We start from the raw sequence: 17,178 nt of genomic DNA on the forward strand, positions 1-17,178 counted from the left end.
TTGTCGCTATCTTGATGGCACCTTGAACGCCGTCGACGTCATCACGCCCTTGCTGCCCGACCTGAGCCTCGGCGGTCTGCTGGGATTCTGCGCTGGCTTCGCGATCAAGAAGGCCAGCCGTGTCCTCATCCTGGTCGTCGGCGTCGTGTTCGTCCTCGTGCAAATCCTCGCGTACTACGGCATCATCACCGTGCACTGGACGAAAGTGCAGGAACTCGCCGAACCCGTGCTGCGAACGGGCGCCGAGGACGGCGGCGCGTGGGCGCTCGAAGTCCTGCGCGCCAACCTTCCGTTCGGCGGAGCGTTCGTGGCGGGTCTGCTGCTGGGCTTGCGAGCGAAGTGAGCGGTGCGGGACGGGTGAGCGCCCGATTCGTTCGCGGCCCGCTCGATTCGAGTTCCAACCGTGTCGCACGATCTCGGGCGGGCGCTTTGACACCGCTGCCTCGACGCGCGCCCTTCACGCCGTGAGAATCAGGGGGCGCCGCTTGGTGATCACCACGGTGTGCTCGTAATGCGCGGCCAGTCCACCGTCGCGGGTGCAGATCGTCCAGCCGTCCGTCCGAGTGCGCGTGCGCCACGACCGTCCGCTCGACACCATCGGCTCGATCGCCAGCACCAGCCCTTCGCGAAGCGGCTTGCTCAACGACGGCTGGTAGAAATTCGGCACGTCGGGCGCTTCGTGGATGGTGCGGCCCACGCCGTGCCCTTGCAACTCGCGCAGCAACGAGAAGCCGCGCCGCGCCACTTCCGCTTCGACGGCTCGCCCGATGACGTTGAGCGGACGGCCCGCGCGCGCCGCTTGCATCGCCGCCTCGAACGCGGCTTCGGCGCACGCGACGAGCCTCTGCGCGACCGGGGAAACGGGCGGCACGGCGACCGTGAGGGCGGCGTCTGCGACGAATCCGTCCACGAGCGGCGTGACGTCGAGGCTCACGACGTCGCCCTCTTTCAAGGGGCGCTTCGAGGGCAGGCCGTGCACCACGTCGTCGTTGACGCTGACGAAGACGTTGACGGGGGCGCCGTACACGGCGCGCGGAGCGGAGGAGGCGCCGTGCCGTCGAAACACTTCGCCTGCGAGCGCGTCGAGGTCGGCGGGAGTGACGCCGGGCGCGACGGCCTCCTCTAGGATTCGGAGGGTGTCTGCCACGACGTGTCCCGCGCGCGTCATGCCGTCAAGGTCCCGCTCGTCTTGAATCGTCATGCTTCACTGTACGCTCGTCGATCCCTCTGTTCGGGGATTGCCGAAGCCGTTCCTCTCTTTTTCGAGGCGGAGGTGCGCTGCAACATGGCGGTACTTGATTTCATGTTCGTTGCGTTTTTGCCGCTCACGACCGGACGGTTCGCGGCGCAAACGCGCCGCGTCGGCGTGGCCATCGACCCTCACCCGAGCGTTCCGGCCGAGACCACCACGCAGCATGTCACGCGTCCGCTCGCTTCGTCTCGAGCGCTGCCGCCCCTGGAGACGATGGAGGCCCGGTATCGAAGCGAGCGAGCGCGGCGTGAAGGACGCGTCGTTCCCCTTGCGCGGGACAGCTCTCACGGTCACGGTGATCGTCGGTTCTGTCGCGAGCGGCAAGACGACGTTGCTGCGCGCCCTGCTCGGCCTCTCGCCGGTGCGCTGCAACGGGGCTCGGTCGTGCCGCCGACGGCGAGCCGCGCTGACGCGAAAAGGAGCGGGACCGGCACGACGGTGCCGGTCCCGCTGCTCGGTCGCTCACTCTTCGTCTTCGAATTCGTCGCCGTCAACGTGGCCGCGCTCGAGCTCCTCGGGCGTGGCGTCGCGGATGGTGCGCACCGTGACTTGGAAGTCGAGGGTCTCACCGGCGAGCGGCGGGTTGAAGTCTACCTTCACGCCCTCGGGGAGCACTTCCACGACCGTGAGGGGCGTGATGGAGCCGTCCTCGCTTTGCGCGAAGTAGCTCGCGCCGACTTCCACGTCGTCCTCGAAGTCTTCGCGCGGCAGGATCTGCACGTTCTCCTCGTCACGCTCGCCGTAGCCTTCCTCGGGCGGCACGGTGACTTGGAAGGAATCGCCGACGGACTTGCCTTCCAGCGCTCTTTCGAGGCCCGGAATGATGTTGTTGTGTCCGTGGAGATATGCGAGAGGCTCGTCCGGATCGCTTTGATCGACGACCTCCCCACCAACGCGCAACACATAATCCAGCTCGACCACTTTGTTCTGAGTAATTCGCATGAAATCTCCTCCCACCAATCCAGGTCTTCAAACTCTAACACGGTTGCGAATGCACACTGGTCGCCATGAGGACGCGCTAAACTTTGGTTTGCATTTTCTCGGCGCGCGAGGAACACCGACTCGGCTTCGCGCGGCACCGAAAGGAGTCTGAAATGCATAAAGTTGCGATCGTCGGACGCCCCAACGTGGGCAAGTCCAGCCTCTTCAATCGCCTGATCGGCCGACGCGAAGCCGTCGTAGCCGACTTTCCGGGCGTCACGCGCGACGTCAAGGAAGGCGTCATGCTCTACGAAAACCACCGAATGGTCCTCATGGACACGGGCGGTTTGTGGAGCGGCGACGAATGGGAGCAAGCCATTCGCGAGAAAGCCGAAATGGCCCTTCACGACGCGCTCGCCGTGATTTTCTTGCTCGATCCGCGCGAAGGATTGTCCACCGCCGACTATGAAGTCGCCGAGTGGCTGCGCCGCCTCGACAAACCCGTCGTGATCGCCGCGAACAAAATCGATTCGCCGCTGCACGAGGCGTACCTCGCCGAGTTGTGGGGCCTCGGATTCGGCGAGCCCGTTCCCGTCAGCGCCGAGCACGCTCGCGGACTCGACACCCTCATGGAGCGCGTCTTGGAGCACCTTCCCACAGATGACGAGGACGTGCCGGAGATCGCTCCCATCCGCATCTCCCTCATCGGTCGCCCCAACGTCGGAAAGTCGAGCTTGCTGAACGCTATTCTCGGCGAGGAGCGCGTCATCGTGTCCGAGGTTCCCGGCACGACGCGCGACTCGGTGGACGCCGAGTTCAACTTCGCCGGGCAACGCTTCGTGCTCGTGGACACGGCGGGCATTCGCCGCAAGCCTGACACGTCCATCGAGGAATACTCGATGCAGCGCTCCGAGACGGCCATCAAGCGCAGCGACGTCATCTGGCTCGTCATCAACGCCACGGATCTCGGCGACCACGAGCTCAAGCTCGCCAACCTCGCGTACGAAAGCGGCAAGCCCGTGATCGTCGTCGTGAACAAGTGGGACCTCGTGCCCGACGAGGACCTCAAGCGCACCACGAAAGACCTCGACCAAAAGCTGTTCCACATCAGCTTCGCGCCGCGCGTTTACACGTCGGCGATCAACGATTACGGCATTCACGACATGCTCGCCGAGGCGATGAAGCTCTACGCGAAGTGGCAGTCGCGCCTGCAAACGTCCGAGCTCAACCGCTGGCTCGAAATTTGGCAGGTGCGTCAGCGCGTTCCGAACTTCCACGGCAAGCCCTTGAAGATGTACTTCATGACGCAAGCCGAAACGGCGCCGCCCACGTTCGTGATCTTTTGCAACCGCGCGGATTTCGTGACGCGCGCCTACGAAAACTTTTTGCACAACCGTATTCGCGAGGATCTCGACCTCGCGGGCATTCCCGTGCGACTCGTGTGGCGCGAGAAAGGTCCGTACAAGAAGGGCAAAAAAGGCGAGCAGGACGAGGAAGCGCCCGTCAAGAAGTAATCGGGCGAACAGCGAAGGGGAGCCGAGATTCGGTTCCCCTTCGTTTTTTGACGAGAATCTGATGATGTGAGCTTTTACGAGGCGCACATGATGTGTCATTGGAAAGAATGACAGCACTCATCCCTTGAGAGGAGCTTCATCCATGCGTCATCCCTCGACTTTTGCCGCCTTCGCCCTTCTCACGCTCACGCTCGCCGCCTGCGGGACCACGCCGCCTGCATCCGGCGCTCAAACGCCCGCCGCGCCCTCGGCGGCGAACAGCGACGCGACGGCGCCGCTCCTCGCGTCCGAAAACGCCATTCCCGGCCAGTACATCGTCGTCTTCAAGAAGGACGCCAACGTCGTCGCCGACGGCTTGCGTGCCCAGAGCGCCGACGGCCTGCTGCGCGCCCTCGCCCTCGACGCGAGCGGCGTTCAAGTGCAAAACGTCTACGCGACGGCCATCCAAGGCTTCTCGGGCCGCCTCGACGACGCCAGCCTCGCCAAGCTTCGCCGAGACGAGCGCGTCGCCTACATCGAGCAGGACGCCCGCGTGAACGCCACGGCCACCCAAAGCCCCGCGACGTGGGGCCTCGACCGCCTCGACCAAGCGAGCTTGCCGTTGAGCAGTTCGTACACCTACAACCTCACCGGCGCCGGCGTGAGCGCGTACGTCATCGATACGGGCATCAACACGACGCACTCGGACTTCGGCGGTCGCGCCTCGGTCGCGTACGACGCGGTCGGCGACGGCAAGAACGGCGTCGACTGCAACGGGCACGGCACGCACGTCGCCGGAACGATCGGTGGCGGAACGTACGGCGTGGCCAAAGGCGTGAAGCTGTACGCCGTGCGCGTCCTGGGCTGCGACGGGTCCGGCACCACGTCGGGCGTCATCGCGGGCGTGAACTGGGTTGCCCAGAACGCGCAAAAACCCGCCGTGGCGAACATGAGCCTCGGGGGTGGCGTGAGCTCCTCGCTCGACTCGGCCGTTCAAAGCGCCATCAACAACGGCGTGACGTTCGCCGTCGCGGCGGGCAACGACAACCTCGACGCGTGCAACTCTTCGCCGTCGCGCGTCACGAGCGCGCTCACCGTCGCGGCGAGCACGAACGCCGACGCCCGCGCCAGCTTCTCGAACTACGGCACGTGCGTGGACGTCTTCGCGCCCGGCCAGAGCATCACCTCCGACTGGATCGGCTCCACGTCCGCCACCAACACCATCAGCGGCACGTCCATGGCCACGCCGCACGTCGCCGGAGTCGCCGCGCTCTACCTCCAAGGTGCGCCCAGCGCTTCGCCCGCCACGGTCGCGAGCGCTATCAAGGGCGGCGCCGCCTCGAACAAGATCACCGGCGTGAACGGCAGCCCGAACTTGCTGCTGCAAAGCCTCATCGGCAATGCCACCACGACGCCCACGCCTACCCCGACGCCCACGCCGACCGCGCCGTGCACGACGTGCGAGAAGTACACGGGCAGCCTCTCGAGCAGCGGCGCCTACGCCTACCAGCCCAACGGCACGTACTTCCAGTACGCGGGCGGCACGCTGCGCGGTTGGCTGCAAGGCCCGAGCGGCACGGACTTCGACCTTTACCTGATGAAGTGGAACGGCTCCGCGTGGGCGACCGTCGCGAGTGCCGCCACGAGCAGCACGAACGAGAGCTTGTCGTACAACGCCAGCGGCGGCTACTACACGTGGCGCATCGTGTCCTACACGGGCAGCGGAACGTACACCTTCTACTTGCAGCGCTGAGACCGTCCGCAAAAGAGAGCCTTCCACAGGGAAGGCTCTCTTTTCACGTTTTCGAGCTTCGGCGTGCTTCGCGCGGCGCGTACGGCCGTACCCGCAAGCGCCACTGATACGCGGCGGGATCGAACGCTCGAAGGCGGCGGCGAAAGCTCAAGGCGAAGTCGGGCCAAAGGGTGACGTTGCGACCGTGCTCGTCAAGGTACCAACTCGCGCAGTGCCGCGCCGACCACGCCGACCGCTCGAAGCGTGCCTGAAGCGCGTCGTTGTACGTCCGCTGCGCTTCGGGCCGCACGTCGAAGGCCTGCAGGTGCTCGCGGCGCGCGTGCTGCAAGCAAGCGGCGACGTACGCGACTTGCGCCTCCATCATGTACAGCACCGAGTTGTGACCGAGCAGCACGTTCGGTCCCAACAGCAAGAAGAGGTTCGGGAAGTTCGCCACGGTCGTGCCGAGGTACGCCTCGGGTCCGGACGCCCACGTTTGCGCGAGGGTGCGTCCGTCCTTGCCTCTGAACAGTCGCGCGAAGGGCATGGTGGCGACCTCGAAGCCCGTGCCGCACAACATCGCGTCCACCTCGTGCAAGGTGCCGTTCGCCGTCACGACGCCACCCTTGGTGACGCGCTCGATCGGTTCGGTGACGAGCGAGACGTTGGGCTGCTGAAGCGCCGGGTAGTAGTCGTCCGACACGAGGATGCGCTTACAGCCGATGCGGTAATTCGGCGTGAGCTTGGCCCGCAGCGAAGCGTCGCGAACTTGCGCCTTCAAATGCCGAGCGGCGATGCTGCGCACGTACGGCTCCAAGCGCGGCTCCCAAAAGCCCAAGCCGTCACGCTCGTGCTTCAAGAAGATGGCGGCGCGCGACAAACGCTGCGTGATCGGAAGGCTACGGAAAGCTCGCCGCTCGTTGGACGTGAACGCCCGGTCGCCGCGCGGCACGATCCACGGCGCGGAGCGCTGAAAGACCGTCAGGTGCGCGACTCGCGGTTGAATCGCGGGAACGAACTGAATCGCCGAGGCGCCCGTGCCGATCACCGCCACCCGCTTGCCCGCCAGGTCGTACGCGTGATTCCAACGCGCCGAGTGCATCAACTCACCGCCAAAGTCGTGCAACCCTGGAAGGTCGGGCCATTTCGGCGTCGAGAGCGGCCCTTGACCGGACACCACGAAGGTCGCCGTCCACGGCCCTCCGCTCGTCTCCAAGCGCCAAATGCCTTCCGCGTCGTCCCAAGTCGCCGTTCGGACTTCATGCGAGAAGCGCACGTGTGGCAACACCCCGAAGCGCCGCGCGACGTCTCGCAGGTACGCGAGGATCTCCGTTTGCGGAGCGTAGCGACGCGACCAGTCCGGGTACGGCGCGAACGAGAACGAGTACAAGTTCGACGGCACGTCGCACGCGCAACCGGGATAGGTGTTGTCGCGCCACGTGCCGCCGACGTCGCTCGCGCGCTCGAACACCACGAAGTCTCGTTCGCCGTCGCCCAACAGCCGAATCGCCATGGCGATGCCCGCGAAGCCCGATCCGATGACCGCCACGTGAACGTGCGAAGCGGTCGCTTCCGTCGAACTGGTCATACCGCAGTATGATCGCCGCGCCCGCCCGCTCGAAAGGTGGGCGGCGGAAAGCGCATCGTGAAGTTCGTGACGCGCAGCGATACGAGCGGCGTCGGTAACGGTGGAAAAAGGTCGGGATTCACGAGGGCGTGCGAAAGCCGCGCGAAGCGAACGCGTCCGGTTCCTCGGGGACGCGTGAGAAGCACGCGTTCCTGGCACGGTTGTGCCAGCGTGCCCCACCTCGCCGGGATCAACGCGGTCGTCGCCGGGACGCTCGGTCCTGCCTCGGTCCAAGCGAACTCGCCGAGGAGGCGTCCTGACTGCTCCACACGCACGAATCCCCCTTGCCCGTCGCTTCCTTGCCAATCGAAGCGCGCGACTTCCTTCGGTAAGCCCCAATTGCGCCGTCCCCACCGCGCGCTCGCCTCGGAATCCACCACGATGCGCGTGACCTTCGGGTGGACCACGCCGCCCGACTCGAAGAAGCCGCCCAGGAACAGCAACTCGCGGTAAGGACCCACCGGCGAACTCGTGTAGTTCACGAGCATCATCGCCGCGACGCCTCCGCGAAACGAAGAGGCGGACGGATCTTGCCGAGGCGTCGCGGGCAGCAGCGAAATGAAGCCGTGTCCGTGAAGCGTCCATGGAGGAGGCGCGTTCATGCCTCATGATGCGCTTCTCACGCTCCCTTGAGAGCCTCGCTACGCGCTCTTAGACGTTCGGTCATCTTGTGGTCCGCCTGACTTAGCGAGTGGGGGGGCGTTGCTGTGATGGGCTCGATTTTCTCGCGAGGAGGAGCGACATGACGCAGCAATCCGGCAAGCAAGGCGCGCAACAGCAAGGTGGAGCTCAGGAACCGTCGTTCGAGGAAGCCGTCCAGAAGACGACGTCGAACGAGGAAGGCAAGACGCTGCCCGAGCAGCAGCAAAGCCACCGGCCCGGCATCGAAGCCGAGATGAATCCCAAGCCCGTGTACATCAAGGAGACGTACAAGGCGGCGGGCAAGCTCGCAGGCAAGAAGGCCCTCATCACCGGAGGCGACTCGGGCATCGGGCGCGCGGTCGCCGTGCACTTCGCGCGTGAAGGCGCCGACGTCGCCATCGTGTACCTCGGCGAGGAGGACGTGGACGCGCAAAACACGCGTCAACTCATCGAAGCCGAAGGCCGCAAGTGCCTCCTGATTCCCGGCGACGTCGGCAGCGAGCAGTTTTGCAAGGACGCCGTGAACCGCACGGTCTCCGAGCTCGGCGGACTCGACATTCTCGTGAACAATGCCGCCGAGCAGCATCCGCAAGAAAGCCTCTCGGACATCTCCTCCGAGCAACTCGAGAAGACCTTCCGTACCAACATCTTCGGTTACTTCTACATGGCCAAGGCGGCGCTGGAGCACCTGAAGGAAGGCGCGGCGATCATCAACACGGCGTCCGTGACGGACTACAAGGGCAGCCCGCAGCTTCTCGATTACTCTTCCACGAAAGGCGCCATCGTCGCCTTCACCCGCTCGCTGTCCATGAGCCTCATCGAGAAGGGCATTCGCGTCAACGGCGTCGCGCCCGGCCCAATTTGGACGCCTCTCATTCCGTCGACCTTCCCGCCCGACAAGGTGGCGTCGTTCGGCGCGGACGTGCCCATGAAGCGCCCCGGCCAACCGGCTGAAGTCGCCACGTGCTACGTGTTCCTCGCGAGCGACGACTCGTCGTACATCAACGGCCAATTCCTGCATCCCAACGGCGGCGAGGTGGTGAACGGCTGACTTCCGAGGCGCTTCGCGGCCTCTTCTCGAAGCGTGGAAACATCGACGGCAGAGTGCACTTTGGCCTCCTTTCACGGGAGGCCCCTTCGGGATGAGTGAGGAAGTATGACCAACACGCAATTCACCGATCAGCAATTCACGGAAAAGCCCACGAACCGCACGGCGAGTCCCACGGAGCGCATCGTCTTCAGCGCGATCGGCAGCCTCATGGTGCTCGGCGCGGCGCGGCGCGTCTTCCCGACGGGACGCGCGAACGTCATCCTCGGCACGCTGGGCGGAGCGCTGCTGTTCAACGCGGCGCGCGGCTACAGCGTGTACGACGATCTCGTCGGCATTCGCCGGACGAACGAGGGCGGCGGCATTCACGTCAAGAAGAGCATCACCATCTTGGAAGAGCCGCGGCGCCTGTACGAATTCTGGCGGCAGTACGAGAACTTACCGCAATTCATGAGCCACCTGCAGAGTGTGTCGCAACGTGACGCGCGCGTCTCGCATTGGGTCGCGAAGGCCCCGGCGGGTCTCGACGTCTCGTGGGACGCCGAGACGATCGAGGACGTGCCCGGCGAGCGCATCGCTTGGAAGGCGATCGAGGGCAGCACGATTCCCAACGAGGGCCACGTGGAGTTTCGCCGAGCGCCCGGCGACAAGGGCACGGAAGTGCACGTGGAACTGCAGTACTTCCCGCCCGGCGGTACCCTCGGCGCGGGCGTCGCTCGGTTGTTCGGCGAGGAGCCCGGACAGCAGGTCGAAGACGACCTCCGGCGACTCAAGCGCCTCATGGAAGTCGGCTTCGAGCCCACCATCGAAGGGCAGTCGACCGGAAAGCGCGGCCTGAGCGGCAAGATGGCGGCGGCCCTGTACGACTCGGAGAGGACGAAGTGAGAGCGTGAAGGCCGTCGTCTGGAACCGCATCACGGACGTGCGCGTCGAGGAGGTGCCCGACGCGAAGATCTTGCAGCAGAGCGACGTCGTCATCAAGATGACCGCCGCGACGATTTGCGGCTCGGACTTGCACCTCTACGACGGTTACGTGCCGTCCATGACGCCCGGCGACATCATCGGGCACGAGTTCATGGGTGAAGTCGTCGAGGTCGGCCCGGATGTCACGAAGTTCAAGGTCGGCGACCGCGTCATCGTGCCGTCCGTCATCGCCTGCGGGCAGTGCTGGTACTGTCAGCACGGCCGCTTCTCCTTGTGTGACAACACCAATCCCAACGCGAAGATCGCCGAGGCGATGTACGGTTACTCGGGCGCCGCGATCTTCGGCTACTCGCACGCGTTCGGCGGCTACGCGGGCGGTTTCGCCGAGTACGTGCGCGTTCCGTACGCGGACGTCGGCCCGATCCTCGTGCCCGACTCGCTCACGGACGAGCAGGCCCTGTTCGTGTCCGATGCCTTTCCGACCGGTTGGCAAGCCGCGTACTTCGCCGACATCAAGCCTGGAGACGTCGTGGCCGTGTGGGGCGCGGGCGCCGTGGGCTTGTTTGCCATCGCGAGCGCGTTCATGATGGGCGCGGACGACGTCATCGCCATCGACCGCTTCAGTGACCGTCTCGACAAGGCGCGGCAACTCGGGGCGCGCACCATCAACTACGAGGAGATCAACCAGCAAGGCGTCACGATCGTCTCGGCCCTCAAGGAGATGACGGCGGGACGCGGTCCGGACCGCGCGATCGACGCGGTCGGCATGGAAGCGCACGGAACGGGCTTCGGCGCGAACATCGACCGAGTGAAGCAAGCGACGCGCCTCGCCGAACTCGACCGTCCGTACGTCCTGCGTCAAGCCATCCAGGCGGTGCGCAAGGGCGGCACGGTCAGCATCTCGGGCGTGTACGCGGGGCTGGTCGACAAGATGCCGTTGGGCGCCATCGTGAACAAGTCGCTGCACCTTCGTGGCGGGCAGATGCACGCGCAACGCTACCTCAAGGACCTCGTGAAGCGCGTCGAGAACGGCGAGATCGACCCCTCGTTCGTCGTCACGCACCGCCTTTCGCTGGAGGACGCGCCGCAAGCGTTCGAGACGTTCAAGAAGAAGCACGGCCCGAACGAGCACGGCGAGGATTGCCCGTGCTGCCGCGTCGTCCTCAAGCCTCACTTGAAGAAGATCGAGTCCAAGCAAGGACCAGGCAAGCCCGTGGAGGTGAACGCGTGAAGGCCCTCGTTTGGCAAGGCGTCAACCGTGTCGGCATCGAGAACGTTCCCGACCCGCAAATCCTGCAGCCCACCGACGCCATCGTGAAGATCACCTCGACCGCCATCTGCGGCTCGGACCTTCACCTCCTCGACGGGTACGTGCCGACGATGATGCACGGCGACATCCTCGGGCACGAGTTCATGGGCGAAATCGTCGACGTCGGCAAGGACGTGCGGAACGTGCGGGTCGGCGACCGCGTCATCGTGCCCTTCCCGATCTCGTGCGGTTCGTGCTGGTACTGCACGCACGACGAGTCGAGCTTGTGCGACAACTCCAACCCGAACGCCAAGAACGCCGAGGCGTTGTGGGGCCACTCCCCGGCGGGCATCTACGGCTACTCGCACATCACCGGCGGGTACTCGGGCGGCCAAGCGCAATACGCGCGCACCGTTTTCGCCGACTCGAACTTGTTCAAGGTGCCGTCGCACCTCACCGACGATCAAGTGCTGTTCCTCACCGACATCCTTCCGACGGGGTACATGGGCGCCGAGCAAGCGAACATCGAGCCGGGCGACGTCGTCGCCGTGTGGGGCTGCGGTCCTGTCGGTCAGTTCGTGATTCGCTCGGCGTTCCTGCTCGGCGCGGGCCGCGTCATCGCCATCGACCGTTTCGCCGAGCGCCTCGCGATGGCCGAAGCGGCGGGCGCCGAGGCCCTGAATTACGAGAAGGTCGACGTGTTCACGTCTCTCAAGGAGATGACGGCGGGTCGCGGGCCCGACTCGGTGATCGACGCCGTCGGCCTCGAAGCGCACGGCCAAGGACTGGGCGGCGTCTACGACGCCGTGAAGCAGACGACGCGCGTCGCCGAGACCGAGCGTCCGCACGCGCTGCGCGCCGCCATCCAAGCGTGCCGCAAGGGCGGCACCGTCTCCGTGCCCGGCGTGTACGGCGGGCTCGGTGACAAGATCCCCATGGGCGCGTTCATGAACAAGGGCCTCGAGATGCACTCGGGTCAGACCCACGTGCACCGTTACGTCAAGAGGCTTCTCAATCACATCGAGGAAGGTCGCATCCACCCCGAGGAGATCATCACGCACCGCCTTTCGCTCGACGAGGCGCCGCAAGGCTATCAGATGTTCAAGAAAAAGCACGACGGCTGCGTCAAGGTCGTCTTGAATCCTTGGGCGTGAAAGCCGCCCTCGAACGTTTTTCCTCAGCGTTCGACGCTTCACTCAACGTCCCTTCAGCCGACTGAAGCGCCCCCCTCCATCTTCGTCGAGCAATGTTAAGGTGGAGGTCCAACATGAGCGAGAACAAGAGCATCGGCGAGCGACTTGGCGAAGCGGCGGACAGCGTGAAGTCCAAAGTGAACGAACTCGGCGATCGTGCGAGCGCCAACGTTCGAGACGCCCAAGCGGAAACGGCGGACAACCCCGTGGAAGGCGCCGTTCGAAAGGGACAGGCCGCGTACGACCGCGCCAAAGCCGAAGTGCACGAGGAACGCTCGGAGCGTCAAGCGGACGAAGCGTCGCGCTGACGCCCCATCCTCGAAGCCGCCTCGCGCCCAAGAAAGGCGCGCCGAGAGGGAACGAAAAGCCCCCCTGAAGCAGGGGGGCTTTTCGACGGGTGAAGTCACGCTGGCGGCGTTTCTCGCAACTTCTCGGCGAGTTGGGCGGGTTCGAAGATGTTGGCGCCCTTGCCGTACTGAGCGGTCACGGCTTGCTGGATGAGCCAGTAAGCGATGCCGAAACCGATGAGGGACAAGGCGAGGGCGGGCACACGCATGACGGCGTTCGCCGAAGCCACCTCGGCGTTGAAGGCGTTCGTGCCGAACTTCGACGTGACGATGCGAAGGTTCACGAAGAAGTTGACGGCGGCGGACACGAGTTCGACCGCCGCGAAGATGAAGGTCCCGAGGCCGAGGGCGCGCTTCACGACGCCGTTGGAGAAGACGGTCGTGAGGGCGCGCTGCTCGTCAGGCTTCGCGCCGAGGGACGTGACGTCCACGAAAATGCGGAACAACGGGTAACCGACGAAGACGGACAAGACCGCCGCCACACCGACGAGGATGGAACGCGCGGAGTCCTTGAGGGCGTACTGCCAACCGTCGACGAACCAGAAGGCGAGCGCGCCTCCGACGAGGGCCGAGGTCCCCGCGAAGATCGCGATGGGGGAGACGCGCTTGTTCAGCAGCAAATCAACGAGGACATAGGCGACGGGTACGAGCGCCGCCAGAACGTACGAGCGGACGTTGCCGGTGACGCCGCCACCGAAGACGCTTTCGGAAAAGCTGAAACCCGACCCGAGGAGGTTCGGGCTGAGAATGGCGATGGGAATCAGCAGGGTGAAGACGAGATCGAGGAGGATCTTGCGGCCTCCTCCTTGCGGTTGCGCTGGTGCGGTCGTCACAATGCCTTTCATTGTGCCGCATTCGCGTGAGGACGCTAGCATGGATCGGTGACCCTGCCGATTCTCGATGTCCTGCCCGATCTGCGCGCCTCGCTGCACGATCGGCCGCTCGTGCTGCTCTCGGCGCCGCCCGGCGCGGGCAAAAGCACCGTGCTGCCGCTGGAGTTGCTCGAGGCGTCGTGGCTCGCAGGGCAAAAGATCGTGATGCTGCAACCGCGCCGTGTCGCCGCTCGAAGCGTAGCGGCGCGCATGGCGGAACTGCTCGGAGAGGACGTCGGAGAGACGGTCGGGTACCGCGTGCGCTTCGAGTCGCGTGTCTCTTCGAAGACGCGCGTGGAAGTCGTGACGGACGGAATCTTGACGCGGCAGTTGCAGCGCGATCCGGAACTGGCCGGAGTGGGCCTCGTGATCTTCGACGAGTTCCACGAGCGCAGCCTGCAAGGTGACGTCGCCTTCGTGCTCGCACGTGAAGCACAAGGCGCTTTGCGCGACGACCTGCGTCTTTTGGTGATGTCGGCCACGCTGGAAGGCGATCTCGCTGGAAAGCTCGGTGGCGCGCCGACGGTTGCCTCTCAAGGAAGGCCCTTTCCGGTGGAGGTGCGTTACTTGCCGCAAGACCCGACGGGCTCGGTCGCCGAGAACGTGACGAGCGCTGTGACGCGCGCGCTCGACGAGCACGAGGGCGACGTGCTGGCGTTCCTGCCCGGTGTCGGGGAGATCAAGCGAGCCCACGAGGCGCTGAGCGATCGTCACGCCTCGGTGCGCGTGCTGCCCTTGTACGGCGACTTGCCCCTCTCTCAGCAACGCGCGGCGATCGTTCCCGATCCGCAGGGGCGGCGACGTGTCGTCCTCGCGACGTCCATCGCCGAGACGAGCCTGACCCTCGAAGGCGTGAGAATCGTCGTCGACGGCGGGTTTTCGCGCGTGCCGACCTTCGACGCGAGGACGGGCCTCACGAGTCTCGTGACGACGCGCGTGACGAAGGACGCCGCGCATCAGCGGGCAGGCCGAGCGGGCCGCACGGCTCCCGGGGTGGCGTATCGCTTGTGGAGCGAGCGTACGCACGCCTTGCTGCCCGAAAAGCGCAAGCCGGAGATCTTGGAGGCGGACTTCGCCTCGACGCTGCTGGAGCTCGCGCAGTGGGGCGTGACGAACGTCACGTCGCTGCCGTGGCCGGATGTGCCGCCTTCCCGGAACGTCGAGGCGGCCCTTGACCTTCTGGTGAACCTCGACGCCTTCGCGGACGGGCGGATCACGAAGCGCGGCGCGGAACTCCTGACGTTTCCCACGCATCCTCGCATCGCGCACCTGCTGCTCGAAGGGCGAGACGCGGGCCTCGCCTCGCTCGCGTGCGACGTCGCCGCCCTGCTCGAAGAGCGCGATCCGCTGGGGCGAGACGACAGCGCGGACTTCTCCAGCCGGGTGAGCGGGCTGCGGCGAAATCGTCGAAGCCCCGCTTTCGCCCGCATCGAGCAGCTCGCGCGCTCGTGGCGTCGCTTGTTGAACGCGCCCGTCCACGACGAGGAGCCCGATCCCCACGAAGTCGGCTCGCTGATCGCCTTCGCGTATCCGGAGCGCGTGGCGAAGTTGCGGGCGGGCTCGCGAGATCGTTACCTGCTGGCGAACGGCCGAGGCGTGCGTCTGCGCGAAGGCGATTCCCTCATGGGCGCGCCCCTGCTTGCCGTGGCCCACCTCGACGCCCTTCAAGCGGACGGGCGGGTGTTCCTCGCCGCTCCCTTGAGCGCGTCGGCGCTCGAAGCGCGCGTGCAAGAGGTGGACGAGGTGCGCTGGGACGATCGTGACGGAACCTTCGTCGCCCAGCGGGAGCGGCGGGTGGGCGCGATCGTCCTGAGCGCCGAGCCTTTGCGAAGCGTGCCTCGGGATTTACGGGTGAAGGCACTGTTGGGCGCGCTACGGCGCGAAGGACTGTCGCTGCTGCGTTGGACGGAAGCCGCGCGGCAACTGCAGGCGCGCGTGCTGAGCGTGCGGGCTTGGCGACCCGACGAAGGCTGGCCCGACTTTTCCGACGAGGCGCTCTCGGCTTCGCTGGAAGATTGGCTCGCTCCGTACTTGGAAGGTGGGCGGTCACGCGACGACTTTTCGAAGGTCGACGTCGCGGAATTGCTGCGCCACGCGTTGCCGTGGAACTTGGTGGGGCGCCTCGTCGACCTCGCGCCCGAGTCGCTGACCGTGCCGAGCGGCCACGCGGTTCGCCTCGCGTACGCGCCCGACGCGACCGCGCCGATCCTCGCCGTGAAGCTGCAGGAGCTTTTCGGTCTCGCCGACACGCCGACCGTGAACGAGGGACGCGTGAAGGTGCTGCTGCACCTTTTGTCGCCCGCGCGGCGTCCCGTGCAGGTCACGCAGGACTTGAAGTCGTTCTGGGAGCGAGGCTACCCGGACGTCAAGAAGGAACTGAAAGGTCGTTACCCGAAGCATCCCTGGCCGGACGATCCTTGGACGGCCGTGCCGACGCGGGGCACGAAGCCTCGTTGACGTTCAGCGTTCGGCTTGAGGCGCCGTGTACTGCAGGTAGTGCGAGATGAGACCGACGGCGAGCAACGCGAGGCCGACTCCCATGAGCACCGACGTGTTGCGGACGGCGCCACTCACCAGCAGACCGAGCCCGCTCGCGGCAGCGATGGCGTGCAGGGCCGCTTGGTTCCTGCGTTCCTCACGGGCGACATCGGTGAACAGGGCGATGAGGATGGTTCCGACGATGAGGGTGACGAGTCCGCCTTCCATGTGTTCCTTCTTTCGTGATGCTGAAGATTTCCTTTAGACAAGCTTAACACAAAAATCTCCCGTTAGCGATGAGAAAGCCCACTTCAGACAGTGTCGTATAACTCCTTCATGACGCCCACGCCACCCGACCTCGACCTCGCCTACACCACGAACGTTCTGCTGCGCCTGCTCGAAACGCCGTCTCCAACAGGATTCACGGACGACGCCATCCGGCTCGTCGAACACGAACTCGACTTGCTCGGCGTCCAAGGAACGCGCACTCGCAAGGGCGCCCTGCTATGGACGTTGCCCGGCGCGCAGAGCGGCAAGCACGTCACGTTCAGCGCGCACGTCGATACGCTGGGCGCGATGGTGAAAGAGGTCAAGTCCAACGGGCGACTCAAACTCACGTCGCTCGGCGGATATGATCCTGCCACCATCGAGGGCGAATACGTCCGCGTGCACGTGCAAGGCGGCGAGACACTGAGCGGCACGATCTTGAACGTCAAGCAAAGCACGCACATCTTCGGTCCCGAACTGCGTGACCTGCGGCGCACCGAGGAGACGTTGGAGGTGCGCCTCGACGAGATCGCGCGCACGGCCGCCGAGACGCTGACGCTCGGCGTGAACGTCGGCGACTTCGTGAGCTTCGATCCGCGCGCCGTCCTCACGCCCAGCGGCTACCTCAAGAGCCGTCACATCGACAACAAGGCCGCCGTCGCGATCTTCCTCGCGGTCACGAAGGCCGCGCTCGACGGGCGCCTCAGCCTCGCGCACACGGCGTCGTTCTTCATCAGCAACTACGAGGAGGTCGGCCACGGCGCTTCGCAAGGCATTCCCGCCGAGACCGACGAGCTCGTCGCCGTGGACATGGCCGCCGTCGGCCCTGGACAAAACAGCGACGAGCACTGCGTCACCTTGTGCGTCAAGGACTCCACGGGGCCCTACGACCACGCGCTCGGCAATCGGCTTCGCGTCGCCGCGACCCACGCCGACCTCGACTTGCGCGTCGACATCTACCCGTACTACGGCTCGGACGCGTCGGCCGCGTGGCGCGCGGGCGGCGACTACCCGGCGGCCCTCATCGGTCCGGGCGTCGACGCCAGCCACGCGTACGAGCGCACGCACGTCGACGCCCTGAACGCCACGGGCCGTCTCATGCTCGCGTATCTGACGAGCTGACCTCCGCCTCA

16 protein-coding genes are annotated in these 17,178 nt (G+C 65.6%); 10 read left to right on the forward strand and 6 right to left on the reverse strand.

Annotation, left to right across the window (positions count from 1 at the left end; genetic code table 11):
* Positions 1-22 precede the first annotated feature (22 nt).
* Positions 23-343, forward strand: a complete 321-nt coding sequence (locus tag DES52_RS11195) for an FUN14 domain-containing protein (protein WP_110886903.1) — start codon at positions 23-25, stop codon at positions 341-343.
* A 114-nt stretch (positions 344-457) separates the two neighbouring features.
* Here the strand turns inward: DES52_RS11195 and map are convergent, their stop codons facing one another.
* Together map and DES52_RS11205 are read right to left on the reverse strand one after the other, a co-directional pair.
* Positions 458-1,201 carry a type I methionyl aminopeptidase gene (gene map, locus DES52_RS11200; protein WP_110886904.1) on the reverse strand — a complete coding sequence of 248 codons (744 nt, stop codon included), beginning with the start codon at positions 1,199-1,201 and terminating at the stop codon, positions 458-460.
* 513 nt (positions 1,202-1,714) lie between these two features.
* Entirely contained in the window at positions 1,715-2,194 is a 480-nt protein-coding gene (locus DES52_RS11205; RefSeq protein ID WP_110886905.1) for an FKBP-type peptidyl-prolyl cis-trans isomerase, read from the reverse strand.
* 152 nt (positions 2,195-2,346) lie between these two features.
* Between DES52_RS11205 and der the strand changes: the two genes are divergently transcribed.
* Entirely contained in the window at positions 2,347-3,687 is a 1,341-nt protein-coding gene (der, locus tag DES52_RS11210) for a ribosome biogenesis GTPase Der (RefSeq protein WP_110887038.1), read from the forward strand.
* Positions 3,688-3,829: 142 nt separating this feature from the next.
* Positions 3,830-5,419 carry a S8 family peptidase gene (locus DES52_RS11215; protein ID WP_110886906.1) on the forward strand — a complete coding sequence of 530 codons (1,590 nt, stop codon included), beginning with the start codon at positions 3,830-3,832 and terminating at the stop codon, positions 5,417-5,419.
* Positions 5,420-5,462: 43 nt separating this feature from the next.
* On the opposite strand, the gene DES52_RS11220 is transcribed toward DES52_RS11215, so the two are convergent.
* Both DES52_RS11220 and DES52_RS11225 read right to left on the reverse strand, forming a co-directional pair.
* Positions 5,463-6,986, reverse strand: a complete 1,524-nt coding sequence (locus DES52_RS11220) for a flavin-containing monooxygenase (protein WP_110886907.1) — start codon at positions 6,984-6,986, stop codon at positions 5,463-5,465.
* Complete coding sequence (locus tag DES52_RS11225) at positions 6,983-7,627, reverse strand: hypothetical protein (RefSeq protein WP_110886908.1); 645 nt, start codon at positions 7,625-7,627, stop codon at positions 6,983-6,985. Before DES52_RS11225 ends, DES52_RS11220 begins: the two co-directional genes overlap by 4 nt.
* 140 nt (positions 7,628-7,767) lie before the next feature.
* Between DES52_RS11225 and DES52_RS11230 the strand changes: the two genes are divergently transcribed.
* The 5 genes from DES52_RS11230 to DES52_RS11250 all read left to right on the forward strand — a co-directional run bounded on the left by DES52_RS11230 (position 7,768) and on the right by DES52_RS11250 (position 12,389).
* Positions 7,768-8,718 (forward strand): SDR family oxidoreductase, encoded by a 951-nt coding sequence (locus tag DES52_RS11230; RefSeq protein WP_110886909.1) that lies wholly within the window; start codon positions 7,768-7,770, stop codon positions 8,716-8,718.
* A 105-nt stretch (positions 8,719-8,823) separates the two neighbouring features.
* Positions 8,824-9,600, forward strand: a complete 777-nt coding sequence (locus DES52_RS11235; protein ID WP_110886910.1) for an SRPBCC family protein — start codon at positions 8,824-8,826, stop codon at positions 9,598-9,600.
* A 4-nt stretch (positions 9,601-9,604) separates the two neighbouring features.
* Positions 9,605-10,870: a zinc-dependent alcohol dehydrogenase gene (locus tag DES52_RS11240; protein WP_110886911.1), complete on the forward strand. Its 1,266-nt coding sequence runs from the start codon at positions 9,605-9,607 to the stop codon at positions 10,868-10,870.
* The gene (locus DES52_RS11245; protein WP_110886912.1) at positions 10,867-12,042 is read left to right on the forward strand and encodes a zinc-dependent alcohol dehydrogenase; all 1,176 of its coding nucleotides are present in this window, start codon (positions 10,867-10,869) and stop codon (positions 12,040-12,042) included. Before DES52_RS11240 ends, DES52_RS11245 begins: the two co-directional genes overlap by 4 nt.
* Before the next feature lie 113 nt (positions 12,043-12,155).
* Positions 12,156-12,389: a hypothetical protein gene (locus tag DES52_RS11250; protein ID WP_110886913.1), complete on the forward strand. Its 234-nt coding sequence runs from the start codon at positions 12,156-12,158 to the stop codon at positions 12,387-12,389.
* 95 nt (positions 12,390-12,484) lie between these two features.
* Here the strand turns inward: DES52_RS11250 and DES52_RS11255 are convergent, their stop codons facing one another.
* A complete protein-coding gene (locus DES52_RS11255; protein ID WP_245900933.1) occupies positions 12,485-13,261 on the reverse strand; it encodes a VC0807 family protein in 777 nt (258 codons plus the stop codon).
* Positions 13,262-13,309: 48 nt separating this feature from the next.
* On the opposite strand from DES52_RS11255, the gene hrpB reads away from it, so the two are divergent.
* Positions 13,310-15,757 (forward strand): ATP-dependent helicase HrpB, encoded by a 2,448-nt coding sequence (hrpB, locus tag DES52_RS11260; RefSeq protein ID WP_110886915.1) that lies wholly within the window; start codon positions 13,310-13,312, stop codon positions 15,755-15,757.
* Between the two features lie 3 nt (positions 15,758-15,760).
* Here the strand turns inward: hrpB and DES52_RS11265 are convergent, their stop codons facing one another.
* Entirely contained in the window at positions 15,761-16,006 is a 246-nt protein-coding gene (locus DES52_RS11265; protein ID WP_110886916.1) for a hypothetical protein, read from the reverse strand.
* A gap of 108 nt (positions 16,007-16,114) precedes the next feature.
* Between DES52_RS11265 and DES52_RS11270 the strand changes: the two genes are divergently transcribed.
* On the forward strand, positions 16,115-17,167 hold the full coding sequence (locus DES52_RS11270; RefSeq protein ID WP_110886917.1) for a M42 family metallopeptidase: 1,053 nt from the start codon (positions 16,115-16,117) through the stop codon (positions 17,165-17,167).
* Positions 17,168-17,178 lie beyond the last annotated feature (11 nt).

This window comes from Deinococcus yavapaiensis KR-236, assembly GCF_003217515.1.
GTDB lineage: Bacteria > Deinococcota > Deinococci > Deinococcales > Deinococcaceae > Deinococcus_A > Deinococcus_A yavapaiensis.

Bases quoted from the DNA above. Each gene is read 5' to 3' on its own strand.
- map (WP_110886904.1), bottom strand. From the start codon at position 1,201: ATGACGATTCAAGACGAGCGGGACCTTGACGGCATGACGCGCGCGGGA.
- DES52_RS11205 (WP_110886905.1), bottom strand. From the start codon at position 2,194: ATGCGAATTACTCAGAACAAAGTGGTCGAGCTGGATTATGTGTTGCGC.
- der (WP_110887038.1), top strand. From the start codon at position 2,347: ATGCATAAAGTTGCGATCGTCGGACGCCCCAACGTGGGCAAGTCCAGC.
- DES52_RS11215 (WP_110886906.1), top strand. From the start codon at position 3,830: ATGCGTCATCCCTCGACTTTTGCCGCCTTCGCCCTTCTCACGCTCACG.
- DES52_RS11220 (WP_110886907.1), bottom strand. From the start codon at position 6,986: ATGACCAGTTCGACGGAAGCGACCGCTTCGCACGTTCACGTGGCGGTC.
- DES52_RS11225 (WP_110886908.1), bottom strand. From the start codon at position 7,627: ATGAACGCGCCTCCTCCATGGACGCTTCACGGACACGGCTTCATTTCG.
- DES52_RS11230 (WP_110886909.1), top strand. From the start codon at position 7,768: ATGACGCAGCAATCCGGCAAGCAAGGCGCGCAACAGCAAGGTGGAGCT.
- DES52_RS11235 (WP_110886910.1), top strand. From the start codon at position 8,824: ATGACCAACACGCAATTCACCGATCAGCAATTCACGGAAAAGCCCACG.
- DES52_RS11250 (WP_110886913.1), top strand. From the start codon at position 12,156: ATGAGCGAGAACAAGAGCATCGGCGAGCGACTTGGCGAAGCGGCGGAC.
- DES52_RS11265 (WP_110886916.1), bottom strand. From the start codon at position 16,006: ATGGAAGGCGGACTCGTCACCCTCATCGTCGGAACCATCCTCATCGCC.
- DES52_RS11270 (WP_110886917.1), top strand. From the start codon at position 16,115: ATGACGCCCACGCCACCCGACCTCGACCTCGCCTACACCACGAACGTT.